This is a genomic window from Halomonas sp. 25-S5 (assembly GCF_029889845.1).
Lineage (GTDB): Bacteria > Pseudomonadota > Gammaproteobacteria > Pseudomonadales > Halomonadaceae > Halomonas.
Genome location: NZ_JARANV010000024.1, coordinates 20,371 through 44,807 on the forward strand (window position 1 = coordinate 20,371; position 24,437 = coordinate 44,807).

Genomic DNA, 24,437 nt, shown 5'->3' on the forward strand with positions numbered 1-24,437 from the left:
CGCATGACGCAATACAGTGCCAGCTCCATCGAGGTCCTCTCCGGCCTCGAGCCGGTGCGCAAGCGCCCCGGCATGTATACCGACACCTCGCGGCCCAACCACATGGTCCAGGAAGTCATCGACAACAGCGTCGATGAGGCACTGGCCGGCCATGCCGGGGAGGTTAGCGTGCGGCTGTTCGAGGACGGTGGCGTGGAGGTCTCCGACGATGGCCGCGGCATGCCCATCGACATCCATCCCGAGCACGGCGTCTCGGGGGTCGAGCTGATCATGACCCGGCTGCACGCCGGGGGTAAGTTCTCCCAGTCGAGCTACCGCTTCTCCGGCGGCCTGCACGGCGTCGGGATCTCGGTAGTCAATGCCCTGTCGAAGCGCCTGGAGATCGAGGTGCTGCGCGACGGCAGCCGCCATGGCATGGCCTTCGAGCACGGCGACAAGGCCTCCCCGCTGCAGGTGATCGGCAGCGCCCCCAAGCGTGCCCGCGGCACGGTGGTGCGCTTCTGGCCCGAAGAGAGCTACTTCGACAGCCCGCGGATCTCGCTCTCGCGGCTCAAGCACCTGATGCGCGCCAAGGCGGTGCTCTGCCCGGGCCTCAAGGTCACCCTGGTCGAGCCCGACGGCAACGAGAGTGTCTGGCAGTACGTGGATGGTCTGCGCGACTATCTGGCCCAGGCTACCGACGGCTATGAGGTACTGCCGGCCTCGCCCTTCCTCGGCCATTTCGCCGATGACGAACACGGCGTGGACTGGGCGATCCAGTGGCTCCCCGAAGGGGGCGAGCCGCTGCTCGAGAGCTACGTCAACCTGATCCCCACCCCCCAGGGCGGCACCCACGTCAACGGCCTGCGGGCAGGGCTGCTCGACGCCCTGCGCGAGTTCTGCGAGTACCGCAGCCTGTTGCCCCGGGGCGTCAAGCTCACCGCCGAGGACCTCTGGGAGCGGGTCTCCTACGTGCTCTCGGTGAAGATGCTCGACCCGCAGTTCGCCGGCCAGACCAAGGAGCGACTCTCCTCGCGCACCGTGGCCGGTTTCGTCTCCGGGGTGGTCAAGGACGCCTTCTCGCTGTGGCTCAACCACCACGTCGACCAGGCCGAGGCCCTGGCCGAGCTGGTGATCAATGCCGCCCAGCGGCGCCAGAAGAGCTCCAAGAAGGTGGCGCGCAAGAAGGTCACCTCGGGCCCCGCGCTGCCCGGCAAGCTGGCCGACTGCTCGGGCCAGGACCCGGCCGGCAGCGAGCTGTTCCTGGTGGAGGGCGACAGCGCTGGCGGCAGCGCCAAGCAGGCACGCAACCGCGAGACCCAGGCGATCCTGCCGCTGCGTGGCAAGATATTGAACACCTGGGAGGTGGAGTCCCATGACATCTATGGCTCCCAGGAAGTCCACGACATCGCCGTGGCCGTGGGCATGGACCCGGGCAGCGATGATCTCTCCAAGCTGCGCTACCACAAGATCTGCATCCTCGCCGATGCCGACTCCGACGGCTTGCATATCGCCACCCTGCTGTGCGCGCTCTTCGTGCGCCATTTCCCGGCGCTGGTGGATGCCGGCCACGTCTTCGTGGCCATGCCGCCGCTCTACCGCATCGACCTGGGCAAGGAGGTGCACTATGCCCTGGACGAGAGCGAGAAGGCGGCCATCCTGCGCAAGCTCGAGGGCAAGCGTGGCACCGTGAACGTCCAGCGCTTCAAGGGCCTGGGCGAGATGAGCCCGCTGCAGCTGCGCGAGACCACCATGGCGGTGGAGACCCGCCGCCTGGTGCAGCTCACCCGCGAGGTCGGCGACGGCACCATGGAGATGATGGACATGCTGCTGGCCAAGAAGCGCGCCCCCGACCGCAAGAGTTGGCTGGAGGACTACGGCAATCTGGCGGATATCGAGGTGTGAGCTGGAAGCTCGAAGCCGGAAGCTGGAAGAAAACCCGCGATAGCTAAGGGGTAACTTCCAGCTTCAAGCTTCCGGCTTCCAGCTCTTCCAGAACGTATCGTGCGGGCACTCCCCGCGAATTTTCCATGATGGCAGATAGGGCCCAGAACCCATGACCATGGATATCCAGGTGGCGGAGGGCGACGTCGAGCGCCTCTCGCTGCGCGAGTACACCGAGAAGGCGTACCTCGATTACTCGATGTACGTCATCCTCGACCGGGCGCTGCCGCATATCGGCGATGGCATGAAGCCGGTGCAGCGGCGCATCGTCTATGCCATGCGCGAGCTGGCGCTCGGTGCCAACGCCAAGTACAAGAAGTCGGCGCGCACCGTCGGCGACGTGCTGGGCAAGTTCCACCCCCACGGCGACAGCGCCTGCTACGAGGCCATGGTGCTGATGGCCCAGCCGTTCAGCTACCGCTACCCGCTGGTGGACGGCCAAGGCAACTGGGGCAGCCCCGACGATCCCAAGTCCTTCGCCGCCATGCGCTACACCGAGGCGCGGCTGTCGAAGTTCGCCGAGGTGCTGCTCGCCGAACTCGGCCAGGGCACCGTCGACTGGACCCCCAACTTCGACGGCACTATGAACGAGCCGGTGGTGCTGCCGGCGCGCCTGCCCCATGTGCTGCTCAACGGCGGCACCGGCATCGCCGTGGGCATGGCCACCGACATCCCGCCGCATAACGTGAACGAGGTGGTCGAAGCCACCTGTCACCTGCTGCGCCATCCTCAGGCCACCACGACGGACCTGCTCGAGTCTATGCCGGCGCCGGACTTTCCCACCGAGGCGGAGATCATCACCCCGCGCAGCGACCTGAGAAAGCTCTACGAGAGCGGGCGCGGCTCGGTGAAGCTGCGTGGCCGCTACGTGCGCGAGGAGGACAAGGTAGTGGTCACCGCGCTGCCCTACCAGGTGAGCGGAGCCAAGGTGCTCGAGCAGATCGCCGCCCAGATGCAGGCCAAGAAGCTGCCGATGGTCGCCGACCTGCGCGACGAGTCGACCCACGAGGAGCCGACGCGGCTGGTGATCGAGCCGCGCTCCAACCGCGTCGACATCGAGGCACTGATGGCGCACCTCTTCGCCACCACCGACCTCGAGAAGAACATTCGCGTCAACATGAACGTGATCGGCCTGGACGGCCGCCCGCGGGTCATGGCGCTGCCTGACCTGCTCGGCGAGTGGCTGCGCTTCCGCCGCGCCACGGTGCGCCGGCGGCTCGAACATCGCCTGGGCAAGGTCGAGGACCGCCTGCATATCCTCGAGGGCCTGCTGGCCGCCTACCTCGACCTCGACGAGGTGATCCGCATCATCCGCGAGGAGGACGAACCCAAGGCCGCGCTGATGGCGGCCTTCGCGCTCTCCGACCGCCAGGCCGAGGCGATCCTCGAACTTCGCCTGCGCCACCTGGCCAAGCTCGAGGAGATGAAGATCCGCGGCGAGCAGGACGAGCTCGAGGCCGAGCGCAAGCGCCTGCAGGAGTTGCTCGGCAGCGAGGCGGCGCTCACCGACCTGATCGAGCAGGAACTGCGCGCCGCCGCCGAGGCGCACGGCGATGCCCGCCGCTCGCCGCTGGTCGCGCGAGAGGAGGCCCGGGCGCTCTCCGAGGTGGAGCTGGTCGGCGCCGACCCGGTCACCGTGGCGCTCTCCGAGAAGGGCTGGATCCGCAGTGCCAAGGGCCACGAGATCGACCCTGCCGGCCTCTCCTACAAGGCCGGCGATCGCTTCCACCTCGCCGCCCGTGGCAAGACCAACCAGCCGCTGGTGCTGCTGGACGACACCGGGCGGGCCTACACGCTGTCGGCCCATAACCTGCCCAGCGCACGGGGCCAGGGAGAACCGGTCACGGGACGGGTCAACGTGGCGGCCGGGGCCCACATGGCCGGCCTGATGCTGGCCCCGCCGGACAGGCGCTTCCTGCTGGCCACCGATGGCGGTTACGGCTTCGTGGCCCGGCTCGAGGAGCTGGTGGGCAAGAACAAGTCCGGCAAATCGGTGTTGAGCGTGCCCAAGGGCTGCAATGTGCTGCCGCCGCTGGAGGTGCCGGCCGGGGAGGGGGCCAGCGTGGCCGCGGTCTCCAACGAGGGACGGCTGCTGGTCTTCGAGCTCTCGCAGCTGCCCGAGATGGCCAAGGGCAAGGGCAACAAGATGCTCGATATCCCCGGGGCCCGGGCGACTCGCCGCGAGGAGTTCGTGCGTGACCTGGTGATGCTGCCCGTCGGCGCGGCGCTGGTGGTGCATGCCGGCAAGCGCCACCTGACCCTCAAGGCCGGCGACCTGGACTACTATCGAGGCGAGCGCGGCCGGCGCGGCAGCAAGCTACCCCGCGGCCTGCAGAAGGTCGACCGCCTTGAAAGCTTGAAGCTGGAAGCTTGAAGCTTGAAGTCCCCGGCTTCGCCGGAAGCTGTAAGCCATAAGCTATAAGCTGTAAGTAAACCCATGACAGGCATGTCTTTCTTACAGCTTACGGCTTAAAGCTTACAGCTCATCAAAGGGGTTAACATGACACGACGAATCCTGATCCGCGCCACCGGTGTGGCACGCCCCGGCCAGCTGGCCGGCCTGGGCAAGGCGCTGGCGGCCAGCGGCGCCCGGCTGCTGGACATCAACCAGAGCGTGACCTTCGGCATCCTCTCCCTGGAGGCCCTGGTGGGGCTCGCCCGGGAGAGCGACCTGGAGGGCGCACTGGCCACGACGGGAGACGCCCTGGGCCTGGATATCCAGGCGATCCAGGTGAGCGCCGAGGACTACCAGCGCTGGAGCGTGCAGGCGAGCCAGCCACGGCTGATCCTGACCCTGCTGGCGCCCCATCTGCCCGCCGGCATCCTCGCCGAGGTGGGGGCGCTGACCGCCGAACATGGCCTGACCGTAGAGCTGATTCACCGCCTCTCCGGCCGCGAACCGCTGGATGGCGGCATGCCCGAGCACGGTGCCTGCGTGGAGTGCTGGCTGCGCGGCGAGGAGGTCGACCTCGACGCCCTGCGCGAGAAGGCCCTGGCGCTGGGGGCCATGCACGGCGTGGATATTGCCCTCCAGGAGGATTCCATCTGGCGCCGCCATCGCCGCCTGGTCTGCTTCGACATGGACTCCACCCTGATCCAGACAGAGGTGATCGACGAGCTGGCGCGCCGCCATGGCGTGGGTGACGAAGTGGCGGCGGTCACCGAGCGGGCCATGCGCGGCGAGCTGGACTTCCAGCAGAGCTTCCGCGAGCGCATGGCGAAGCTCAAGGGGCTGGACGAGTCGGTGCTCGCCGAGATCGCCGAGTCATTGCCGCTGATGGATGGCCTCGAGCGGCTGATGCACCACCTCAAGCGGCTGGGCTATCGCACCGCGATCCTCTCCGGCGGCTTCACCTACTTTGCCCGCCACCTGCAGGAGCGGCTTGGCTTCGACGAGATCCACGCCAACGAGCTGCTGATCAAGGACGGCAAGGTCACCGGCGAGGTGCGCGAGCCGATCCTCGATGCCGACCGCAAGGCCGAGCTGCTCCACGAGATTGCCCGCCGCGAGGGCCTGGCCATGGAGCAGACCATCGCCGTGGGCGACGGCGCCAACGACCTCAAGATGCTGGCCGCCGCCGGGCTCGGCATCGCCTTCCGCGCCAAGCCCCTGGTGCGGGCCCAGGCGCGCCAGTCGATCTCCACGCTGGGGCTCGACGCGGTGCTCTACCTGATCGGCTATCGCCAGGGCGATCTGGAGGAGCCGTCGCGGTGAGCACGACCTTTCAGGCCTGGCAGGCAAGCCTCGAGCGCCTACGCGCCAACAAGCTGTTCGACGCCGCGGTCATCGCCATCAGAGAACTGCGTGACCAGCTCCCGAATGGAGGCACTGCTCGAACGCCGGAGTTGACAAAGCCTCCCAAGCTTGATTCTCTAGAGTCATGAATATGACGGCGTACGACCTCGACCTACGACTACTAGCCCGCTCCTGAGAGCGTGGGCGATGCCGCCTGCATCGCCACTGTCCTTCGCCAGAAGGTCCCGGTCGAAACGAGGTCGTACCATGTCAGCCACCACCAGCAGTCGTTCCATGAACCCCCATGCCGTGCCGAATCGTCGCGAACGCCGTGTCGTCGGCGCGGTCGTAACCGATATCTCGCGTGACGCCCCGACAGGCCCCCGGCCGTCGGGGCGTTGCCGTTTCTGAGCCGTATTCGCAAGAGTGCCGCATCGCCAGTCCAGGGAGAACGCCGCCATGATGCTCGACAACCCCGCCGCCAAGTACCGCCCCTTCGTCGCCGTCGACCTGCCCGACCGCCAGTGGCCCAACTGCCGCATCGAGACGCCGCCGCAGTGGTGCAGCGTCGACCTGCGCGACGGCAACCAGGCGCTGATCGATCCCATGGATCAGGAGCGCAAGCAGCGCCTCTTCGACCTGCTGGTCAAGATCGGCTTCAAGCAGATCGAGGTGGGCTTCCCCTCGGCCTCCCAGACCGATTTCGACTTCGTGCGTGCCTTGATCGAGCAGGACAAGGTGCCCGACGACGTCACCATCCAGGTGCTGACCCAGGCCCGCCCGCACCTGATCGATCGTACCTTCGAGGCGCTGAAGGGGGCGAAGAACGCCATCGTTCACGTCTACAACGCCACCGATCCGGTGTTCCGCCGCGTGGTCTTCCACGTCAGCAAGGAGGAGTGCATCCAGATCGCCGTCGAGGCGACGACCCAGATTCGCCGCCGCATGGAGGAGGCCCCCGAGACCCACTGGACCTTCCAGTACTCGCCCGAGCTGTTCACCACCACCGAGATGGACTTCGCCGTGGAGATCGTCGAGGCGGTGGCGGGCGTCTACCGGCCGAGCGTCGACACGCCGATGATCGTCAACCTGCCGGCCACGGTGGAGGTCGCCACGCCCAACAACTACGCCGACCAGATCGAGTGGTTCTGTCGCCACGTCGCCAACCGCGAGAGCCTGATCGTCAGCCTGCACCCCCACAATGATCGTGGCACCGGCGTGGCCGCCGCCGAGCTGGGGATCATGGCCGGCGGTGACCGGGTCGAGGGCACATTGTTCGGCAACGGCGAGCGGACCGGCAACGTCGACATCGTGACGCTGGCCATGAACCTCTACACCCAGGGCGTGCACCCGGGACTCGACTTTTCCAACATCACCCCGGTCATGCGCGAGGTGGAACACTGCAACCAGCTGCCGGTCCACCCGCGACATCCCTATGTCGGCGACCTGGTGTTCACGGCCTTCTCCGGCTCCCACCAGGACGCCATCAAGAAGGGCATGGCCGAACGTCGTGACCACCCGGATGCCGTCTGGGCGGTGCCCTACTTGCCCATCGACCCGCTGGATGTCGGGCGCAGCTACGAGGCGGTGATCCGCGTCAACAGCCAGTCCGGCAAGGGCGGTGTTTCCTACCTGCTCGAGCAGGAGCACGGCATCGAACTGCCGCGCCGGCTCTCCATGGAGTTCAGCCAGGTGGTGCAGGAAGTGGCCGACCGCCTGGGGCGCGAGATCACCTCGCAGATGATCTACCAGGCCTTCGTCGACGAGTACCTGGCCAAGGTTTCGCCCTTCACCCTGGTCGGCCACCGCCTCTCCTCCGAGCCCGACAGCCCCAAGGTGAACCTGGAGGCGACCATCGAGGAAGACGGCGAGCGCCGCACCATCCAGGGTGAGGGCAATGGCCCGCTGGCCGCCTTCATCAAGGCGCTGGCCGCGGCCGGGCATGACGTGGAGATCATCGACTACCACGAGCACTCCCGCGGCCAGGGGGCCGACGCCGAGGCGATCGCCTACGTGGAGGTGCGTGTGGGCGACGAGGCGGTGTTTGGGGTGGGAACCGACGAGAGCATCACCAGCGCCTCCATGAAGGCGGTGATGAGTGCCCTCAATCGCCATCTCTCCACCCGGGCCCCGGCGCCCAATGTCACCGCCGACACCTTAGCTTGAAGCCATAAGCTGGAAGCTTGAAGAAACCCCGGTAACCCAGCCCCATGTCGATCCCTCGGCATGGGGGCTGGGTTTTCTTCCGGCTTCAAGCTTCCGGCTTACAGCTTATGGCTAGTCCGGTAGGCCCGGTAAGCGACAGCGCACCGGGCATCCCCGCCGGATGCGCCTCCGGCTTATCCGGCCTACTTGGTGGCCATGATGGCTAGAGCGGTGTCTTGCTTGCCTCGCCGGGGATCTCCCGCACCAGCCGCGGCATCAGAAAGCCCGGCAGTACCTCCCGCAGGCCCGCGACCAGTTCGCGGGCCTCGTCGTCGGCCACGTCGAAGTGGGCCGCCCCGGCCACCGGATCGAGCACGTGGAGGTAGTAGGGCAGGATGCCGGCCTCGAACAGCCGCTCGGAGAGCGCGGCCAGGGCCCCAATCGAGTCGTTGACCCCCCGCAGCAGCACGCTCTGGTTGAGCAGGGTCACGCCGGCGGCACTGAGCTTGCGGCATGCCGCGATGACGGCCTCGTCGATCTCGTTGGCATGGTTGATGTGCAGCACCATCACCTTCTGCAGGTGGGTGGTGGTGAGCCAGCCGAGCAGGGCGTCGTCGATGCGCTCGGGGATCACCACCGGCAGGCGGGTGTGGATCCGCAACCGCTTGAGGTGAGGAATGGCCGCCAGCCGCTCGACCAGCCAGGCCAGCTGGCGGTCGCTGGCGGCCAGGGGGTCGCCCCCGGAGAGGATGGCCTCGTGGATCGTCGCATCGCATCGCAGGTGGTCGAGGGTGGTCTCCCACTGGGCCCGCGAGGGGGCGTTCTCCTCGTAGGGGAAGTGGCGGCGGAAGCAGTAGCGGCAGTTCACCGCGCAGGCGGGGCTCGCGATCAGCAGTACCCGACCGGCATACTTGTGGATCAGCCCTGGTGCCGGCGCATGCTCGGCTTCGGCCAAGGGGTCGGCCACATAGCCGGCCATCGGCACCGCCTCTTCGGCCAGCGGCAGCACCTGGCGCAGCAGGGGATCGGCGGGGTCGCCGGGGCGGATGCGCGCCAGGTAGGCCTCGGGCACGCGTACCTCGAACAGCGCATGGCCACGCTCGGCACCGGGCCACCAGGCCTCGTCGAGCCCCAGGCGACGGCACAGTTCGCGCGGGTCGCGGATCGCCCTGGCCAGTTGAGTCTGCCAGCGTGCCTGGATGGGCAGGGGACGGGGCTCCCGGCCGGGACGCTGCAAAGGGACGCTGCTTCGGGTTATCATGCGACACACCAGTCAATGCGAACGGGGGCGAGCTCCCCGTTGAACTTCATCTGCTTGCGCGCGCCCCCGGCCAGTGCCGGTGGCGCGCTCGAATATGGGTAAGACATCATGGCCAACTATTCTACCAACGAATTCAAGGGCGGGCTGAAGGTGATGCTGGACGGTGACCCGTGCAGCATCGTCGAGAACGAGCTGGTCAAGCCCGGCAAGGGGCAGGCCTTCAACCGCGTGAAGCTGCGCAACCTGATGACCGGCCGCGTCTGGGAGCGCACCTTCAAGTCCGGCGACTCCCTGGAAGCCGCCGACGTCCTCGAACTGGAAATGGAGTACCTCTACACCGACGGTGACATGTGGTATTTCATGAAGACCGATGGCTCCTTCGAGCAGTATGCTGTGGAGAAGAAGGCCCTGGGGGATACTGAGAAGTGGCTCAAGGAGCAGGTTCCCTACACCGTGACGCTGTGGAACGATAACGTGATCAACGTCAGCCCGCCGAACTTCATCGAGCTGCAAGTGACCGAGACCGATCCGGGCCTCAAGGGCGACACTGCCCAGGGGGGCTCCAAGCCGGCCGTCCTTTCTTCAGGCGCGGTGGTCAAGGTGCCCCTGTTCATCGAGGAGGGCGAAGTTCTCAAGGTGGATACGCGCAGCGGCGAGTATGTGTCTCGCGCCTGAGCCCGGCTTCGCCGGGAGCTGTAAGTTACAAGCTATAAGCTGTAAGAAAAACCAGTTGGGTGGCAGCTTCCTGGCTTACGGCTTACGGCTTACGGCTTACGGCTTACGGCTTACGGCTTTGAAGGCCACGCTTCGGCGTGGCCTTGGTGGTTCTGGAGGTCGGAACATGACAGACGACTGGCGCCCCACGGCGACGATCGAGACCCTGCGCGAGCGGGCGCGCCTGCTCGCCGTGGTGCGCGCCTTCTTCGCCCGGCGCGAGGTGCTGGAGGTGGAAACGCCGGTGCTGGGCCACGGCGGCAGCACCGAGGTGCTGCTGGCCTCTCTCTTCGCCGAGGCCACGACCCCGGCCGGGCGCGAGCGGCTCTGGCTGCAGACCTCCCCGGAGTTCCACATGAAGCGGCTGCTGGCTGCCGGCAGCGGGCCGATCTTCCAGCTGGCCAGAAGCTTTCGCGACGGCGAGGTGGGCCGGCGCCACAACCTCGAGTTCACCATGCTGGAGTGGTATCGCCCCGGGCTGGGTCTCGATGCGCTGATCGAGGAAACCGCCGCCCTGGTCAGCAGCGTGCTGGGCCGAGAACTGGGGGATAAGCCGGGCCCGCTGCGCCGGCGCCGCTACCGCGAGCTGTTCCGCGAGCACCTGGCCATCGACCCCTTCAGCGCCCCGCTTGCCGAGCTGCGGCGCCTGGCCAGCGAGCGGGGCGGCCTGGACATGGCCGACAGTGACCGCGACGGCTGCCTGGACCTGCTGATGAGCATCGAGATCGAGCCCCACCTCGGGCGAGATGGCCTCGACGTGGTCGTGGACTATCCGGCCACTCAGGCCGCCCTGGCTCGCCATCATCGTGACCCCGAGGACGGTGCCTGGGTGGCATCGCGTTTCGAGCTCTATCTGGCGGGGCTGGAGCTGGCCAACGGCTATGACGAGCTCACCGATGCCGAGGAACAGGCGGCGCGCTTCGCCGCAGACAACGCCGCCCGCCGTGCCGCGGGCCTGCCCCAGGTGGACGTGGACGTGCGCCTGCTGGCGGCCCTGGCCCACGGCATGCCCGCAGGCAGCGGGGTCGCGCTGGGCCTCGACCGGCTGATCCAGCTGGCGCTGGGCAAGGCGAGCGTGGCGGAGGTCATGGCCTTTGCCACGCGGCGCTGCTAGCAATTTTTCCAGGCGGTCGTGTGGCCTTCACCGCTCGGGGCTGATCCGTCGACAGGCCCCGGGGCGCCGGACCGACGAGGAGGCGCTGTGAACCCTTCCCTGGGCGCTACCGATGCCATCCCTGGCATAGGACCTCCTCTTCGGCCTGTCCCCGGCGCTCCCTTGCTATGAGTATTTAAGCGCTCCCAGCGACTGCCCCATCTGCACCTTGGCGCCGGGCTCGATGGCGTCGGTGAAGTTGACCGGCTCGGCGAAGGCCATCACCACCGTGGAGCCGAGCTTGAAACGGCCCATCTCTTCGCCCTTCTCCAGACGCACCGGGGTGTCGAAGTGCACGCGTTGCACCTCGCCGGAGAGCGGGGTGATCTGGCCGGCCCAGACCGTCTCGATGGCGGCAACGATCATCGCCCCGACCAGCACCACCACCATGGGGCCCTGTTCGGTATCGAAGTGGCACACCAGCCGCTCGTTGCGGGCGAAGAGGTTGGGCACATGCTCGGTGGTGGCGGCGTTCACCGAGAAGAGTCGGCCCGGCACGTAGACCATCTCCCTCAAGGTGCCGCCCAGCGGCATGTGGACCCGGTGGTAGTCGCTCGGCGAGAGGTAAACGGTGGCGAAGCTGCCGCCGAGGTAGCGGCGCGCCGCCTCGCCGTAGCCGCCGAGCAGCTCCATCATCGAGAAGCGGTGGCCCTTGGCCTGGAGCAGCTGGCCGGCCTCGATGGCGCCGAACTGCGAGAGGGTGCCGTCGGCGGGGGAGACCAGGCCCTCGCCGAGGGGGCGGGCGTCCTCCTCCAGGGCACGGGTGAAGAAGTCGTTGAAGGTGGCATAGGCCGTCGGGTCGGGCTCGGCGGCCTCGTCCATGTCGACGCGGAAGACGCGTATGAAGGTGCGGATGAGGGTGTTCTTCAGCCACGGCAGCCGGCAGTCGGCGAGCCCGCCCACCAGCCGCGAGAGCAGGTGGTGGGGTAGTGGGTACTGGATCAGGGCGAAGAGCTTGGATAGCGACACAAAAAAGGAACTCTGGTAGGCATGAAGTAAAAGATGGGCTGAGCTTGAAGAGCGGCGCTTCGCGCCTGGAAGCTGGAAGAACCCCCTGAATCTGGGTGGGGTGCGATTGTTGGCTTCCAGCTCATAGCTTCCAGCTTACGGCTTTTCTATCGGCGTATCCTCGCGGTTGCCCCACTCCTTCCAGGAGCCGGCGTAGCCGCGAATCTTCTCGAAGCCCAGCGCCTTGCCCACCAGCCAGGTGAAGCCGCTGCGGTGGTGGCTCTGGCAGTGGGTGACCACCTCCATGTCCGGGGTCAGGCCCAGGGCCTCCAGCTCGGTGACGAGCTCCGCATAGTCGCGGATCCGCAGGCCGTGCTCGCGGTCCATGGCGTCGGTCCACTCCATGTTCACCGCGCCGGGAATGTGGCCCAGGCGCGCGTTGTTGCCCTTCTCGCCGTCGTATTCGGCGCGGGAGCGGGCATCCCAGACCGCGAGGCCCTTCTCGCCCAGGCGCTCCTGGAGCTCGAGACGGTCGATGGCGACCTCGGGGTGCAGGAGCTCCGCCTCGTAGTCGCTGGGTTTGGGAGCATGGGTCTCGGTAGAGACCGGCTGGCCGGCCGCCCGCCAGGCGTGGATGCCGCCGTTGAGATAGGAGTAGCGGGTGTGGCCGATCAGCTCCAGGGTCCACAGCAGGCGCCCGGCCCAGCCGCCGCCCTCGTCGTCGTAGGCGACCACATGGGTGTCCCGGGTCAGGCCGAGCGACGAGAACAGCCGGGAGAGCGCCTCGACCGTGGGCACCTCGTTGGGCACGCTGCTCCCGGCCGGATACTCGCCGCGCATCAGCAGGCGATGATCCAGGAAGACGGCGCCGGGGACGTGCCCCTCGCCATAGCTCTCAGCCCTGAGCGGCACGTCGATGATCAGCAGCGATGGCTCGTCCAGGTGGTCGGCGAGCGGGTCGGGCTCGATGATCAGCGGGAGCAGGTTGTCTTCGGAACTCATGGCACGTTCTCCTTAAATTCAGCCCATTAAAATCAGCTCCTTGATTCAGGTTCCTTGATTCAGGCCCTGGCGTCAGTTCTCCCCGAGACTCTCGAGGATGCGTCGGTAGCTGGCAAAGCGTTCGGGATGGATGTCGCCGCGCTCCACCGCGGCGAGCAGGGCGCAACCCGGCTCATGGCGGTGGCGGCAGTCGCGGAAGCGGCAGTGGCCCAGGAGGTCGCGGAACTCGATGAAGCCCTCGGTGACCTGCTGCTCGTCCAGGTGGCTCAGGCCGAACTCGCGGATCCCCGGCGAGTCGATCAGCTCACCCTCGCTGGTCTCGGAGGCGTCGCCGGAGGCGGGGCTCGGCAGGAGATAGAGGCGCGCGGTGGTGGTGGTATGGGTCCCCTTGCGCGTGTCCTTCGACAGCGCCCCGATGCGAAGTTCCTCGTCCGGCAGCAGGCGGTCGATCAGCGAGGACTTGCCCACGCCGCTCTGGCCCACGAAGACCGAGGTGCGCCCCGCCAGCCGAGCGTGCAGGGCCGAGAGGCCATCCTCGCGCTCGGTGGTGGTGGTGACCACCGGGTAGCCCAGCGCCTCGTAGCGGGCCAGCAGGTCGCGCAGTTCGCCGCCGTGCGCCGGCAGCAGGTCGACCTTGTTGAGCACCAGCACCGGGGCGATGCCGGTGGCCTCGGCGGCCACCAGGTAGCGGTCGATCAGGTTGGCGTGGGGCGCCGGCTCCACCGCGAAGACGATCAGGATCTGGTCGATGTTGGCGGCCACCGGCTTGAGCTGGCCGCGCGCATCGGGGCGTTCCAGGACGTTGTCGCGCTCGCCGCGGGCCACCACCACACCGTCATTGGCGTCATGGGCGGCGCGCCAGATCACCCGGTCGCCGGTCACCAGCCCCTCGAGATTGGCGCGCAGGTGGCAACGCACGGCATTACCGTCCTCATCGGGCCGCACATCCAGGGTGCGGCCGAAGTGGGCGATCACCCGGCCGCCCTGTTCGGGCCCGTACTCGCCGGCGGCCAGCTTCTCGCCGTCCCGGGAATCGCGCCGGTCGGCGCGCCGGGCGCGTTCGGCCTGGACCTTCTCGATGCGCCAGCGCTGCTGGCGGCTCAAATTGCGTTTGCTCATGGGGGCCTGAAGCTCGCTACAATGGGTCTCATTGTACTCACCCGAGGTGGCCGCTGTCGTCAGCGGGCATCATGCAAGGAACCCATATGGCAGAGCACTCTTCGTCCGAGACCCCTGACACCCAGGACCCGCGCCAAAACCGTCTGGTCTGGATCGACCTGGAGATGACCGGGCTCGACCCGAACCGCGAGAGGATCATCGAGATGGCGACCCTGGTCACCGACAATGAGCTCAATGTCGTCGCCGAGGGGCCGGTGATCGCGGTGCAGCAGCCCGACGCGCTCCTCGAGGCGATGGACGACTGGAACACCAAGACCCATGGCGCGTCCGGCCTGGTGAAACGGGTCAAGGAGAGCCCGGTCGACACCGCCGAGGCCGAGCGGCAGACGCTGGCCTTCCTCAAGGCGCATGTCGCCCCCGGCTCCTCGCCCATGTGCGGCAACAGCATCCACCAGGACCGCCGCTTCCTGGAGCGGGAGATGCCCGAGCTGCTGGCCTTCTTCCACTACCGCAACCTGGATGTCTCGACCCTGAAGGAGCTGGCCAAGCGCTGGAACCCGGGGGCGCTGGTCGGCTTCCAGAAGCGCAACGTGCACCTCGCCATGGACGACATCAAGGAGTCCATCGCCGAGCTGGCGCATTATCGTGGCATTTTCCTGCGCCTGGCGGAGGACGAGAGTGACGAGGAAGAGTAAAGCCGGAAGCTTGAAGAGCGGCGCTTCGCGCCTGGAAGCCGGAAGAAGAGGTGTGATTCATGCCGTGCAGGCAACAAGCTGCCTTCCAGCTTCCAGCTTCCAGCTTCCAGCTTCCAGCTTCCAGCTTCCAGCTTCCAGCTTCCAGCTTCCAGCTTCCAGCTTACGGCTTGCAGCTTACGGCTTACGGCTTACGGCTTACGGCTTACGGCTATGAGCTCTTGGCGCTTCTCCTGCTGGCGGGCCAGCGCCCAGCGCACGTGCTCGCGCACCAGGTCGGAGGGGTAGGGCAGGCGCGCCCGCAGGGCGGCCTCCACGGCCTCGCTCCAGGGGGCGTTGCCGAGCCCCACGGCGAGGTTGCGCAGCCAGCGCGCGTAGCCGATGCGGCGGATCGGGCTGCCGGCGGTCTTCTCCAGGAACTCCTCCTCGCCCCAGGCGAACAGTGAGACGAGACTCGCACGGTCCAGGTCGTGGCGCGGGGCGAAGTCGGCCTCGCGGGAGACCCGGGTAAAGCGGGTGAAGGGGCAGACCAGCTGGCAGTCGTCGCAGCCGAACACCCGGTTGCCCATGGCCTCCCGGTAGCGCTCGGGAATGGCGCCGTGAAGCTCGATGGTCAGGTAGGAGATGCAGGCCCGGGCATCCACTACCCGGTCCTCGACGATGGCCCCGGTGGGGCAGGCGGTGCGGCAGGCGCTGCAGCTGCCGCAGTGGTCGCCCTCGAAGGGCGCGTCCACCGGCAGCGGCAGGTCGGTGTAGAGTTCGCCCAGGAAGAATAGCGAGCCGGCCCTGGGGTTGAGCAGCATGGCGTTCTTGCCGAACCAGCCCAGCCCCGCCTTGCGGGCCAGGGCCCGCTCCATCACCGGGGCCGAGTCGACGAAGGCGCGATAGCCGAAGGGGCCCACCTCGGCCTCGATCCATTTCGCCAGGGTGGCCAGCCGCTTGCGCATCAGCTTGTGATAGTCGCGCCCGGTGGCATAGCGGGAGACGTAGGCGGTCGCCGGTTGACCGAGTACCTTTGTTGTCTCCACCTCGGCGGGCAGGTAGTCCAGGCGTACACTGATCACCCGCAGCGTGCCGGGGACCAGCTCCGCCGGCCGGGTGCGCTTGGTGCCGTGCTTGGCCATGAAGCCCATTTCGCCGTGGTGGCCGGCCGCGAGCCAGCGCTCGAGGTGGCCTTCGTCCTCGGCCAGGTCGACATCGGTGATGCCCAGTTGCTGGAAGCCGAGTTCGCGGCCCCAGATCTTGATCCTCTCGGCGAGGCCGGGCATGTCGGGTTCGTCACCCGGAGGGGACACTGGGGTCATGATCGAGACAACACCATGCAGATCGGCCCCGAGACTTGGCGTGGGGCGCAGAGAATTTACACTGGTATGGTAAAGCATCCCGAACGAGGAGACACCGCATGACCCGGGAGGCCCCACACCCCGAGCCGCAGCCGCGGCCGCTCTACCGCGCCGACCAGGTGCGCGAGCTCGACCAGCGCACTATCGCCGCCGGCATCGAGGGCTTCGCCCTGATGCAGCGCGCGGCCGCGGCCGCCTGGCAGAGCCTGAAGGCCCGCTGGCCCGGGGTGCGCTCGCTCAGCGTGCTCTGTGGCGGCGGTAACAATGGCGGTGATGGCCACGTGCTGGCGGCGCTGGCCGCCGCCGAGGGGCTCGCCGTGCAGCGCATCCTGCTCAAGCCGCTCGACGCGCTCTCCGGCGACGCCAGACGCGCCGCCGACATGGCCACCGCGGCCGGGGTGGCGGCCGAGCCCTGGCGGGCGGCGCTGGCCTTCGAAGGCGAAGTGGTCGTCGACGCCCTGCTGGGCACCGGCCTCGGCGGCGAGGTGCGCGGCGAGGCCCGTGAGGCGATCGAGGCCATCAATGCCAGCGGCCTGCCGGTGCTGGCCATCGACATTCCCTCGGGGCTGCATGCCGACACCGGCGCGGTGCTGGGTGTCGCGGTGCAGGCCGCGCGGACGGTGACCTTCATCGGCGACAAGCTGGGCCTGTATACCGGGGCGGCGCCGGCCAGGGTGGGAGAGGTCGACTTCCGTGCCCTGGGCGTGGATGCTGAGGCCGAGGCGGACCTCGTGCCCGCGGCCCGCCTGCTCGATGCCGGACTGATCGCGGCCTGGCTGCCGCCGCGGGTGCGCAGCGCCCACAAGGGCGACTTCGGCCATGCGCTGGTGCTGGGCGGAGCCCCGGGCTTCGGCGGGGCGGCACTGCTCGCCGCCGAGGCCTGCGCGCGGCTGGGCGCCGGCAAGGTGAGCCTGGCCACGGCTCCCGAGCATGTGACCGCGAGCCTGGTGCGCCGCCCCGAGGTCATGGTCCACGGCATTCGCGGTGCCGGTGACTTGGGCGAGCTGCTCGAGAAGGCCGATATCCTGGTGGTGGGGCCGGGGCTCGGCCAGGGCAGCTGGGGACAGGGCGTGCTGCAGGCGGCCCTCTCGGTTGAGAAGCCGCTGGTGGTAGACGCCGACGCCCTCAATCTGCTGGCGACCCGCTTCAGCGGCCAATACCGCGAGGACTGGGTGCTGACGCCGCACCCCGGCGAGGCCGCCCGTCTGCTGGGCCTTTCCGCCGGCGAGATCGAGGCCGACCGACCCGCGGCGGCGCTGGCCCTGCAGCGGCGCTTCGGCGGGGTAGTGGTGCTCAAGGGCGCCGGCAGCCTGGTGGCCGGCCCCGCGGGACTCGCCGTCTGCCCCTACGGCAACCCGGGCATGGCCAGCGGCGGCATGGGCGATGCGCTCTCCGGCATCCTGGGGGCGCTGCTGGCGCAGAGGCTGCCCCTCGAATCGGCGGTCCGGCTCGGCGTGCTGGTGCATGCCCTGGCCGCCGACATGGCGGCGCGGCAGGGGGGCGAGCGTGGCCTGCTGGCCGGCGATCTGGCATCCTGTGCACGAATTCTGGTCAACCCGACGATGGGCGAGAACGATGCAGTTGCGACTCGATGACGAAGACCGCCAGGTCGCCTTCGGCGAGTGCCTGGGGCGAGCTCTGGGCGGGCAGGGTCGCGTGCACCTGACCGGTGAACTGGGGGCCGGCAAGACCACCTTGACCCGCGGCATCCTGCGCGCCTGCGGCCACCGGGGGGCGGTCAAGAGCCCCACCTACACCCTGGTGGAGCCCTACGAGCTGGACTCCGTTCGTGTATACCATTTCGACCTTTACCGCCTGGGCGACCCCGAGGAGCTGGAGTTCATCGGCGGCCGCGACCTGCTTGCCGAGGACGCGCTCTGCGTGATCGAGTGGCCGGAGCGGGGCGAGGGCTGGTTGCCGGCCCCGGATCTGGAGGTGATCCTGCGGCTGGCCGGGAGCGGGCGCGAGGCGACCCTCGCGGCCCGCAGCGAATATGGCCGGGCGGTGCTCGAGCGCCTGGCGGCGCTGGCCGGCTGTGTCCTGGACAGGGAAGGTGAAGCGGCGCGATGACACGCATGAGATCGATAGGGCGGCTGCTGGCCGGGCTGGGAGGGCTCGCGCTGTGGCTCGCCAGCGGCCTGGCCGATGCCGCCAGCGTCGACAACCTGCGCCTCTGGGCGGCCCCCGACCATGCCCGCCTGGTCTTCGACCTCTCCTCCCCGGCGCGGGCCAATGTCTTCAGCCTCGACAACCCGCGTCGCCTGGTGATCGACCTGGACGACAGCCAGCTCAATGCCAGCGTCGACCGGCTGGACCTCGAGGGGAGCGCCATCAGCACCCTGCGCACCGGCGTGCGCGACGGCAATGGCCTGCGGGTGGTGCTGGAGCTGGAGCGCGAGGTCGAGCCCCGCCACTTCACCCTGGCGCCCAACGACCAGTACGGCCATCGCCTGGTGGTGGACCTGGAATACCCCGGCGAGAGCGCTGTGGAAGATCCCATCGACCCCATCGAGGCGATGATCCGCGAACAGGAGATCGCCGCCGATCGTGCCCGCAGCGAGGCGGTGGCACAGGGTCGCGACCCGGCCGACATCGCCGCCGCCCAGGTGTTGGGGCCGGCCAAGCCGCATCCCAAGCGTGACATCATCATCGCCATCGATGCCGGTCATGGCGGCGAGGACCCTGGGGCGATCGGTCCCTCCGGTACCCGCGAGAAGGATGTCGTGCTGGAGATGGCCCAGCGCCTGGCACGGGTGGTCAATGCCACGGAAGGGTTCCGGGCGGTGATGATCCGCGACGGCGACTACTACGTCGGGCTGCGCCAGCGGACCCGTATCGCCCGTGAGCAGAAGGCCGATTTCTTCGTGTCGATCCATGCCGATGCCTTCAACAGCCCGCGGCCCAACGGCAGCTCGGTCTATGCGCTGTCCCAGCGGGGGGCCACCTCGGAGACCGCCCAGTGGCTGGCCGCCAGCGAGAACCAGGCCGACCTGATCGGCGGGGTCGACGGCAGTCTGTCGCTGGATGACAAGGACGAGGTGCTGCGTGGCGTGCTGCTCGACCTGACCATGACGGCGACCCTCAACGACTCCCTGACCATCGGCGGCCAGGTGCTCGACCAGCTGGGGCGGGTCAACCGGCTGCACAAGTCGCGGGTCGAGCAGGCCGGCTTCATGGTGCTCAAGTCGCCGGACATCCCCTCGCTGTTGATCGAGACCGGCTTCATCTCCAATCCTGAGGAGGAGCGCCGGCTGCGCGACGGCACCTATCAGCGGCGGATGGTCGAGGCGCTGTTCGGCGGCATCCGCGGCCACTTCCAGCGCAACCCGCCGCCGGCCAGCCTGCTGGCCTGGCAGCGCGATCGCAGCCCCGAGGGCAACGAGTATCGCATCCAGCCCGGCGATACCCTCTCGGAGATCGCGGCCCGTCACGACGTCCCGGTGGCCCAGCTCAAGCAGGCCAATGAGCTCAACGGCGACGTGATACGGGTCGGACAGGTGCTGCGCATCCCACGCTCATAACCCCTTCGGGGAGCTGTAAGCTATAAGCTTGAAGCTGTAAGAAGATGCCTTGCTTGAACTAGATTACTGGCAGCATTTGGGCTTACGGCTTACGGCTTAGACGGAGTGACATGTCAGAGAAGCGACACATCCATATCCTCGATCCCCGCCTGGCCAACCAAATCTCGGCCGGCGAGGTGGTCGAGCGTCCTGCCTCGGTGGTCAAGGAGCTGGTGGAGAATGCCATCGATGCCGGTAGTCGACGCATCGAGGTCGATCTGGAGAATGGCGGTGCCCGAACGATCCGCGTGAGGGACGACGGCAGCGGTATCGGCGAGGACGACCTGCCGTTGGCGCTGTCGCGCCATGCCACCAGCAAGATCCTCTCCCTGGAGGAGCTCGAGGGCGTGGCGAGCCTGGGGTTCCGCGGCGAGGCCCTGGCATCGATCAGTTCGGTCTCGCGCCTGGAACTGGTCTCCAATACCGACGAGGACCCGCGCGGCGGCTGGCGCGTGGTGGCCGAGGGGCGGCGCATGGAACCGCGCGTGACCCCGGCCCCGCATCCTCGCGGTACCTCGGTGACGGTTCGTGACCTCTTCTTCAATACCCCAGCACGGCGCAAGTTCCTGCGCACCGAGAAGACCGAGTTCGGCCACGTCGAGGAGGCCTTCCGGCGCCAGGCGCTGTCGCGTTTCGACATCGGCTGGGTGCTGCGCCACAACCACAAGACCCTCCACCAGCTGCCGGCGGGGGATGACCCGGTGGCCCGGGAACGCCGTCTGCAGTCCCTGCTCGGCAAGGCCTTCCTGGAGAATGCCCTGCACCTGGACCTGGAGGTGGGCGGCCTGCGGCTGTGGGGCTGGGTCGGGCTGCCGACCCACTCCCGGGCCCAGGCCGACCAGCAATACTTCTTCGTCAATGGCCGGGTGGTGCGCGACCGCCTGGTCGCGCACGCCATCCGCCAGGCCTACCGTGACGTGCTCTTCCACGGCCGCCACCCGGTGTTCGTGCTCTACCTCGAGGTCGACCCCAGGGTGGTGGACGTCAACGTCCATCCCACCAAGCACGAGGTGCGATTCCGCGACGGACGCATGGTCCACGATTTCCTGTTCTCGAGCCTGCACCGCGCGCTGGCCGAGGCGCGGCCCGGCGAGGGCGGCGAACGCGACGATGCGCCCGAAACGCCGGAGTCGTCGGACGGCGTACGCGAGGCGGCGCCGGCCTGGCAGCAGCAGCCGATGGCGTTGCCCGGCCGCGAGGCATCGGGCGACGGGCCTGGTGATAGCGGTCGCGATAGAGTGACGCCCGACCGCGTCCGGGCATTTATGGAAGGCTACCGGGCGCTACATCCCGATCACGAGGAGAGCCTGCTGACCCCGCAGCCCGCCGCCCCGGCCCCTGGCGGCAGCGCCGCGGGCGTGGCCCTCGAGGAGCGTCGCTCCTCGAGGGCGGCCCGGGCCCCGCACCCGGCAATGCCCGAGGAGGACGCGACCCGCGCGCCGCCGCTGGGCTATGCCGTGGCCCAGCTGCATGGGGTCTACATCCTCTCGCAGACCGAGCGCGGCCTGGTGGTGGTGGACATGCACGCCGCCCACGAGCGCATCGTCTACGAGCGAATGAAGACCGAGGTCCATGGCGCCGCCAGGGGTGAAGGTGGATTGCAGGCCCAGCCGCTGCTGGTGCCGGTGTCGCTGGCGGCGAGCCCCGCCGAGGTGGCCACCGCCGAGGCCGAGCATGACGCCTTCGCGCGTCTCGGCGTGGAGCTCGACGTGGCCGGCCCCGAGACCCTGCTGGTGCGCCAGGTCCCGGTGCTGCTCGCCGATGCCGACGTGGAGCCGCTGGTGCGTGACATGCTCGCCGACCTGGAGCGCTATGGCCGCTCCGACCGGCTCGAGGCGCGCATCAACGAGCTGCTTTCGACTATGGCCTGTCACGGCAGCGTGCGGGCCAATCGCCAGCTGGGACTCGAGGAGATGAATGCCCTGCTACGCGACATGGAACGCACCGAGCGCAGCGGCCAGTGCAACCACGGCCGCCCCACCTGGACCGAGATGAGCATGAAGGAGCTGGACCGCCTCTTCCTGAGGGGGCAGTAGAATCCGCAACACTTCCACCTGCGTGGCGAGAAGCGCCGGTGGCAGGCCGAAGAGGAGGTCCTACGCCAGGGATGGCGTCGGTAGCGCCCAGGGATGGGTTCACAGCGCCTCCTCGAAGGCATGCCGCCGGGCAAGCTTCTCAGCGCCAAGCCTGAGAGAGCCCGAGAACTTCATGCCAGATTCGCGCCCTCCCGCCATCCTGCTGATGGGGCCCACCGCCGCCGGCAAGACCGACCTGGCCATTGCCCTCCACGAACGGCTGGGCGGCGAGCTGGTCAGCGTCGATTCGGCCATGGTCTATCGTGGCATGGACATCGGGAGCGCCAAGCCCAGCGCCGAGGAGCTGGCTCGGGCGCCGCACCGGCTGATCGACATCCGCGACCCGGCCGAGCCCTATTCCGCCGCCGACTTCCGCGAGGACGCCCTGCGCGAGATGCGCGCGATCGGCGATGCCGGCCGGATCCCGCTGCTGGTGGGCGGCACCATGATGTACTTCAAGCGCCTGCTCGAGGGAGTGGCCAACCTGCCCGCCTCGGACCCGGCAGTGCGCGCCGAGCTCGAGCGCCAGGCAGCCGAGCACGGCCTGGCATCCCTGCACGCGGAGTTGACCCGGGTCGATCCGGACTCGGCGGCGCGCATCCATCCCAATGATCCCCAGCGGCTGATGCGGGCGCTGGAGGTCCAGCGTGCCAGTGGTCGCACGCTGACCGAGTTGTGGGCCGAGCAGCACCGTGAAACCTTTCCCTTTCGCACACTGTCGATAGGCCTCGCGCCGGCGGATCGTGGCGTGCTCCATGCGCGCATCGCCCAGCGCTTCATGGCGATGCTCGATGCCGGGTTCCTCGACGAGGTGGCGGCCCTGAGGGCGCGCGGCGACCTCGCGGCCTCCCTGCCCGCCATGAAGAGCGTGGGTTATCGTCAGGCATGGGCCTACCTGGAGGGCGAGTTCGGGCGTGACGAGCTCGAGCGGCGCGGGATCATCGCGACCCGCCAGCTGGCCAAGCGCCAGCTGACCTGGATGCGCAACTGGCCGGGGCTGTACCGGGTCGACAGCCTGGGCCCCGATCCGCTGGGCGAGGTGTTGAAACTCGTGCGCGAATTCGGCACTTAGCGTAAGATGGGCCTTTCGGTGGCCGGGTGAACAGGCCCCTCAGGCTATGCAGCGTTGCCCCCTGGCGGGAGCGACGAAGACCGACATAACATCAACCCCCAGAGACACTTCAGGGAGAGCAACATGTCCAAAGGGCAGTCCCTTCAAGACCCGTACCTGAACATCCTGCGCAAGGAGCGCATTCCGGTATCGATTTTCCTGGTCAACGGCATCAAGCTGCAGGGCCAGATCGAGTCGTTCGACCAGTTCGTCATCCTGCTGCGCAACACCGTCAGCCAGATGGTCTACAAGCATGCCATCTCCACCGTGGTGCCGTCGCGCAACGTGCGCCTACCGGCCCCGGATGCGCAGCCGGACCCTGATGTGTGAGGTATTGATTGTTTTTTGAACGTCCCGACGCCGGCGAGACGGCGATCCTCGTCCATGTGGATTTCCAGGACGAGCAGGAGCGCGAGGATGCGGGAGAGTTTCTCGAACTCGTGCGCTCGGCCGGTGTTGAGCCGGCCACCCTGATCACCGGCAGCCGCAAGCGCCCCGATTCCCGCACCTTTGTGGGCTCGGGCAAGCTCGAGGAGCTGCGCGAGGCGAAGGCCGTGCATCACGCCGAGCTGGTGATCTTCAACCATGGCCTGAGCCCCTCCCAGGAGCGCAACCTGGAGCGCGAGCTCAAGTGCCGGGTGATCGACCGCACCGGCTTGATCCTCGACATCTTCGCCCAGCGCGCCCGCACCCACGAGGGCAAGCTGCAGGTGGAACTCGCCCAGCTCGAGTACATGTCGACCCGGTTGGTGCGCGGCTGGACGCACCTGGAGCGCCAGAAGGGCGGCATCGGCCTGCGGGGGCCGGGCGAGACCCAGCTCGAGACCGACCGCCGCCTGCTGCGGGCGCGCATCAAGGCGATCCACAAGCGGCTCGACAAGGTGCGCAGCCAGCGCAGCCAGAATCGTCGGGCCCGTTCCCGGGCGGAGATCCCCAGCGTCTCGCTGGTAGGCTACACCAACGCCGGCAAGTCCACGCTCTTCAACGGCCTGACGTCCGCCAGGGTCTATGCGGCCGACCAGCTCTTCGCTACCCTCGACCCGACGCTGCGTCGCCTCGAGATCGAGGACGTGGGGCCGGTGGTGCTCGCCGACACCGTGGGCTTCATTCGTCACCTGCCCCACAAGCTGGTCGAGGCCTTCCGCGCCACCCTTCAGGAGGCCGCCGAGGCCTCGCTGCTGGTGCATGTGATCGATGCCGCCGACCCCGACCGCGAGCTCAACGTCGCTCAGGTCGAGGCGGTGCTCGACGAGATTGGTGCCCTCGAGGTGCCGACCCTCAAGGTGATGAACAAGATCGACCTGCTCGACAGCGCACCGCGCATCGAGCGCGACGGGGAGGGCCGGCCCGAGGTGGTCTGGCTCTCGGCTCGCGAGGGCAAGGGGCTCGAGTTGCTGGAACAGGCGCTCTCGGAGTGCCTGGCCGATGACATCATCGACTTCGAGCTCTGGCTGGCCCCCGAGCAGGGCAGGCTGCGGGCCGGGCTGCACGACCTCGGCGCGGTGCGCGGAGAGCGCTTCGATGACGAGGGGCATACCCTGCTGGAGGTGCGCCTGCCACGGCGCGACTTCCTGCAGCTGATGGCGCGACTGGGCGAGCGCGCCGACGACTACTTGCCGGTGGCGCTGCAGGCGCCGCCGGTGTGGGAAGCGTGA

General features: G+C 68.3%; 19 protein-coding genes. 14 read left to right on the forward strand and 5 right to left on the reverse strand.

Features of this window, described 5'->3' with window-relative positions:
• Positions 1–3: 3 nt before the first annotated feature.
• The 4 genes from parE to leuA all read left to right on the forward strand — a co-directional run bounded on the left by parE (position 4) and on the right by leuA (position 7,825).
• Entirely contained in the window at positions 4–1,884 is a 1,881-nt protein-coding gene (gene parE, locus OP498_RS15070) for a DNA topoisomerase IV subunit B (RefSeq protein WP_280554226.1), read from the forward strand.
• Positions 1,885–2,035: 151 nt separating this feature from the next.
• Positions 2,036–4,297, forward strand: a complete 2,262-nt coding sequence (gene parC, locus OP498_RS15075; protein WP_280554228.1) for a DNA topoisomerase IV subunit A — start codon at positions 2,036–2,038, stop codon at positions 4,295–4,297.
• A gap of 126 nt (positions 4,298–4,423) precedes the next feature.
• Positions 4,424–5,638: a phosphoserine phosphatase SerB gene (serB, locus tag OP498_RS15080; protein WP_280554229.1), complete on the forward strand. Its 1,215-nt coding sequence runs from the start codon at positions 4,424–4,426 to the stop codon at positions 5,636–5,638.
• A gap of 480 nt (positions 5,639–6,118) precedes the next feature.
• Positions 6,119–7,825: a 2-isopropylmalate synthase gene (gene leuA, locus OP498_RS15085; protein ID WP_280554231.1), complete on the forward strand. Its 1,707-nt coding sequence runs from the start codon at positions 6,119–6,121 to the stop codon at positions 7,823–7,825.
• Between the two features lie 202 nt (positions 7,826–8,027).
• On the opposite strand, the gene epmB is transcribed toward leuA, so the two are convergent.
• Positions 8,028–9,065, reverse strand: a complete 1,038-nt coding sequence (gene epmB / locus OP498_RS15090) for an EF-P beta-lysylation protein EpmB (RefSeq protein ID WP_280554232.1) — start codon at positions 9,063–9,065, stop codon at positions 8,028–8,030.
• A gap of 108 nt (positions 9,066–9,173) precedes the next feature.
• Here epmB and efp point away from each other — a divergent pair, with 108 nt between their 5' ends.
• Entirely contained in the window at positions 9,174–9,740 is a 567-nt protein-coding gene (gene efp / locus OP498_RS15095; RefSeq protein ID WP_280547861.1) for an elongation factor P, read from the forward strand.
• 166 nt (positions 9,741–9,906) lie between these two features.
• Complete coding sequence (gene epmA / locus OP498_RS15100) at positions 9,907–10,893, forward strand: EF-P lysine aminoacylase EpmA (protein WP_280554233.1); 987 nt, start codon at positions 9,907–9,909, stop codon at positions 10,891–10,893.
• Between the two features lie 165 nt (positions 10,894–11,058).
• On the opposite strand, the gene asd is transcribed toward epmA, so the two are convergent.
• The 3 genes from asd to rsgA form a co-directional block, all read right to left on the reverse strand.
• Positions 11,059–11,901 (reverse strand): archaetidylserine decarboxylase, encoded by an 843-nt coding sequence (asd, locus tag OP498_RS15105; protein ID WP_280554234.1) that lies wholly within the window; start codon positions 11,899–11,901, stop codon positions 11,059–11,061.
• 135 nt (positions 11,902–12,036) lie between these two features.
• Positions 12,037–12,882 (reverse strand): rhodanese-like domain-containing protein, encoded by an 846-nt coding sequence (locus OP498_RS15110; RefSeq protein ID WP_280554235.1) that lies wholly within the window; start codon positions 12,880–12,882, stop codon positions 12,037–12,039.
• 72 nt (positions 12,883–12,954) lie between these two features.
• Entirely contained in the window at positions 12,955–14,001 is a 1,047-nt protein-coding gene (gene rsgA, locus OP498_RS15115; RefSeq protein ID WP_280554236.1) for a small ribosomal subunit biogenesis GTPase RsgA, read from the reverse strand.
• Between the two features lie 86 nt (positions 14,002–14,087).
• Between rsgA and orn the strand changes: the two genes are divergently transcribed.
• Positions 14,088–14,696, forward strand: a complete 609-nt coding sequence (gene orn, locus OP498_RS15120) for an oligoribonuclease (protein ID WP_280554238.1) — start codon at positions 14,088–14,090, stop codon at positions 14,694–14,696.
• A gap of 188 nt (positions 14,697–14,884) precedes the next feature.
• Here the strand turns inward: orn and queG are convergent, their stop codons facing one another.
• A complete protein-coding gene (queG, locus tag OP498_RS15125; RefSeq protein ID WP_280547855.1) occupies positions 14,885–15,997 on the reverse strand; it encodes a tRNA epoxyqueuosine(34) reductase QueG in 1,113 nt (370 codons plus the stop codon).
• A 98-nt stretch (positions 15,998–16,095) separates the two neighbouring features.
• Between queG and OP498_RS15130 the strand changes: the two genes are divergently transcribed.
• From OP498_RS15130 to hflX, 7 genes are all read left to right on the forward strand, one after another.
• Positions 16,096–17,631 (forward strand): NAD(P)H-hydrate dehydratase, encoded by a 1,536-nt coding sequence (locus OP498_RS15130; protein WP_280547854.1) that lies wholly within the window; start codon positions 16,096–16,098, stop codon positions 17,629–17,631.
• On the forward strand, positions 17,612–18,106 hold the full coding sequence (gene tsaE, locus OP498_RS15135) for a tRNA (adenosine(37)-N6)-threonylcarbamoyltransferase complex ATPase subunit type 1 TsaE (RefSeq protein WP_280547853.1): 495 nt from the start codon (positions 17,612–17,614) through the stop codon (positions 18,104–18,106). Before OP498_RS15130 ends, tsaE begins: the two co-directional genes overlap by 20 nt.
• The gene (locus OP498_RS15140) at positions 18,103–19,557 is read left to right on the forward strand and encodes an N-acetylmuramoyl-L-alanine amidase (protein ID WP_280547852.1); all 1,455 of its coding nucleotides are present in this window, start codon (positions 18,103–18,105) and stop codon (positions 19,555–19,557) included. Before tsaE ends, OP498_RS15140 begins: the two co-directional genes overlap by 4 nt.
• Before the next feature lie 110 nt (positions 19,558–19,667).
• Complete coding sequence (gene mutL, locus OP498_RS15145; protein ID WP_280547851.1) at positions 19,668–21,632, forward strand: DNA mismatch repair endonuclease MutL; 1,965 nt, start codon at positions 19,668–19,670, stop codon at positions 21,630–21,632.
• A gap of 172 nt (positions 21,633–21,804) precedes the next feature.
• Complete coding sequence (gene miaA / locus OP498_RS15150; protein ID WP_280554239.1) at positions 21,805–22,743, forward strand: tRNA (adenosine(37)-N6)-dimethylallyltransferase MiaA; 939 nt, start codon at positions 21,805–21,807, stop codon at positions 22,741–22,743.
• A 123-nt stretch (positions 22,744–22,866) separates the two neighbouring features.
• On the forward strand, positions 22,867–23,112 hold the full coding sequence (hfq, locus tag OP498_RS15155) for an RNA chaperone Hfq (RefSeq protein ID WP_280547849.1): 246 nt from the start codon (positions 22,867–22,869) through the stop codon (positions 23,110–23,112).
• Positions 23,113–23,120: 8 nt separating this feature from the next.
• The gene (gene hflX, locus OP498_RS15160; RefSeq protein WP_280554240.1) at positions 23,121–24,437 is read left to right on the forward strand and encodes a ribosome rescue GTPase HflX; all 1,317 of its coding nucleotides are present in this window, start codon (positions 23,121–23,123) and stop codon (positions 24,435–24,437) included.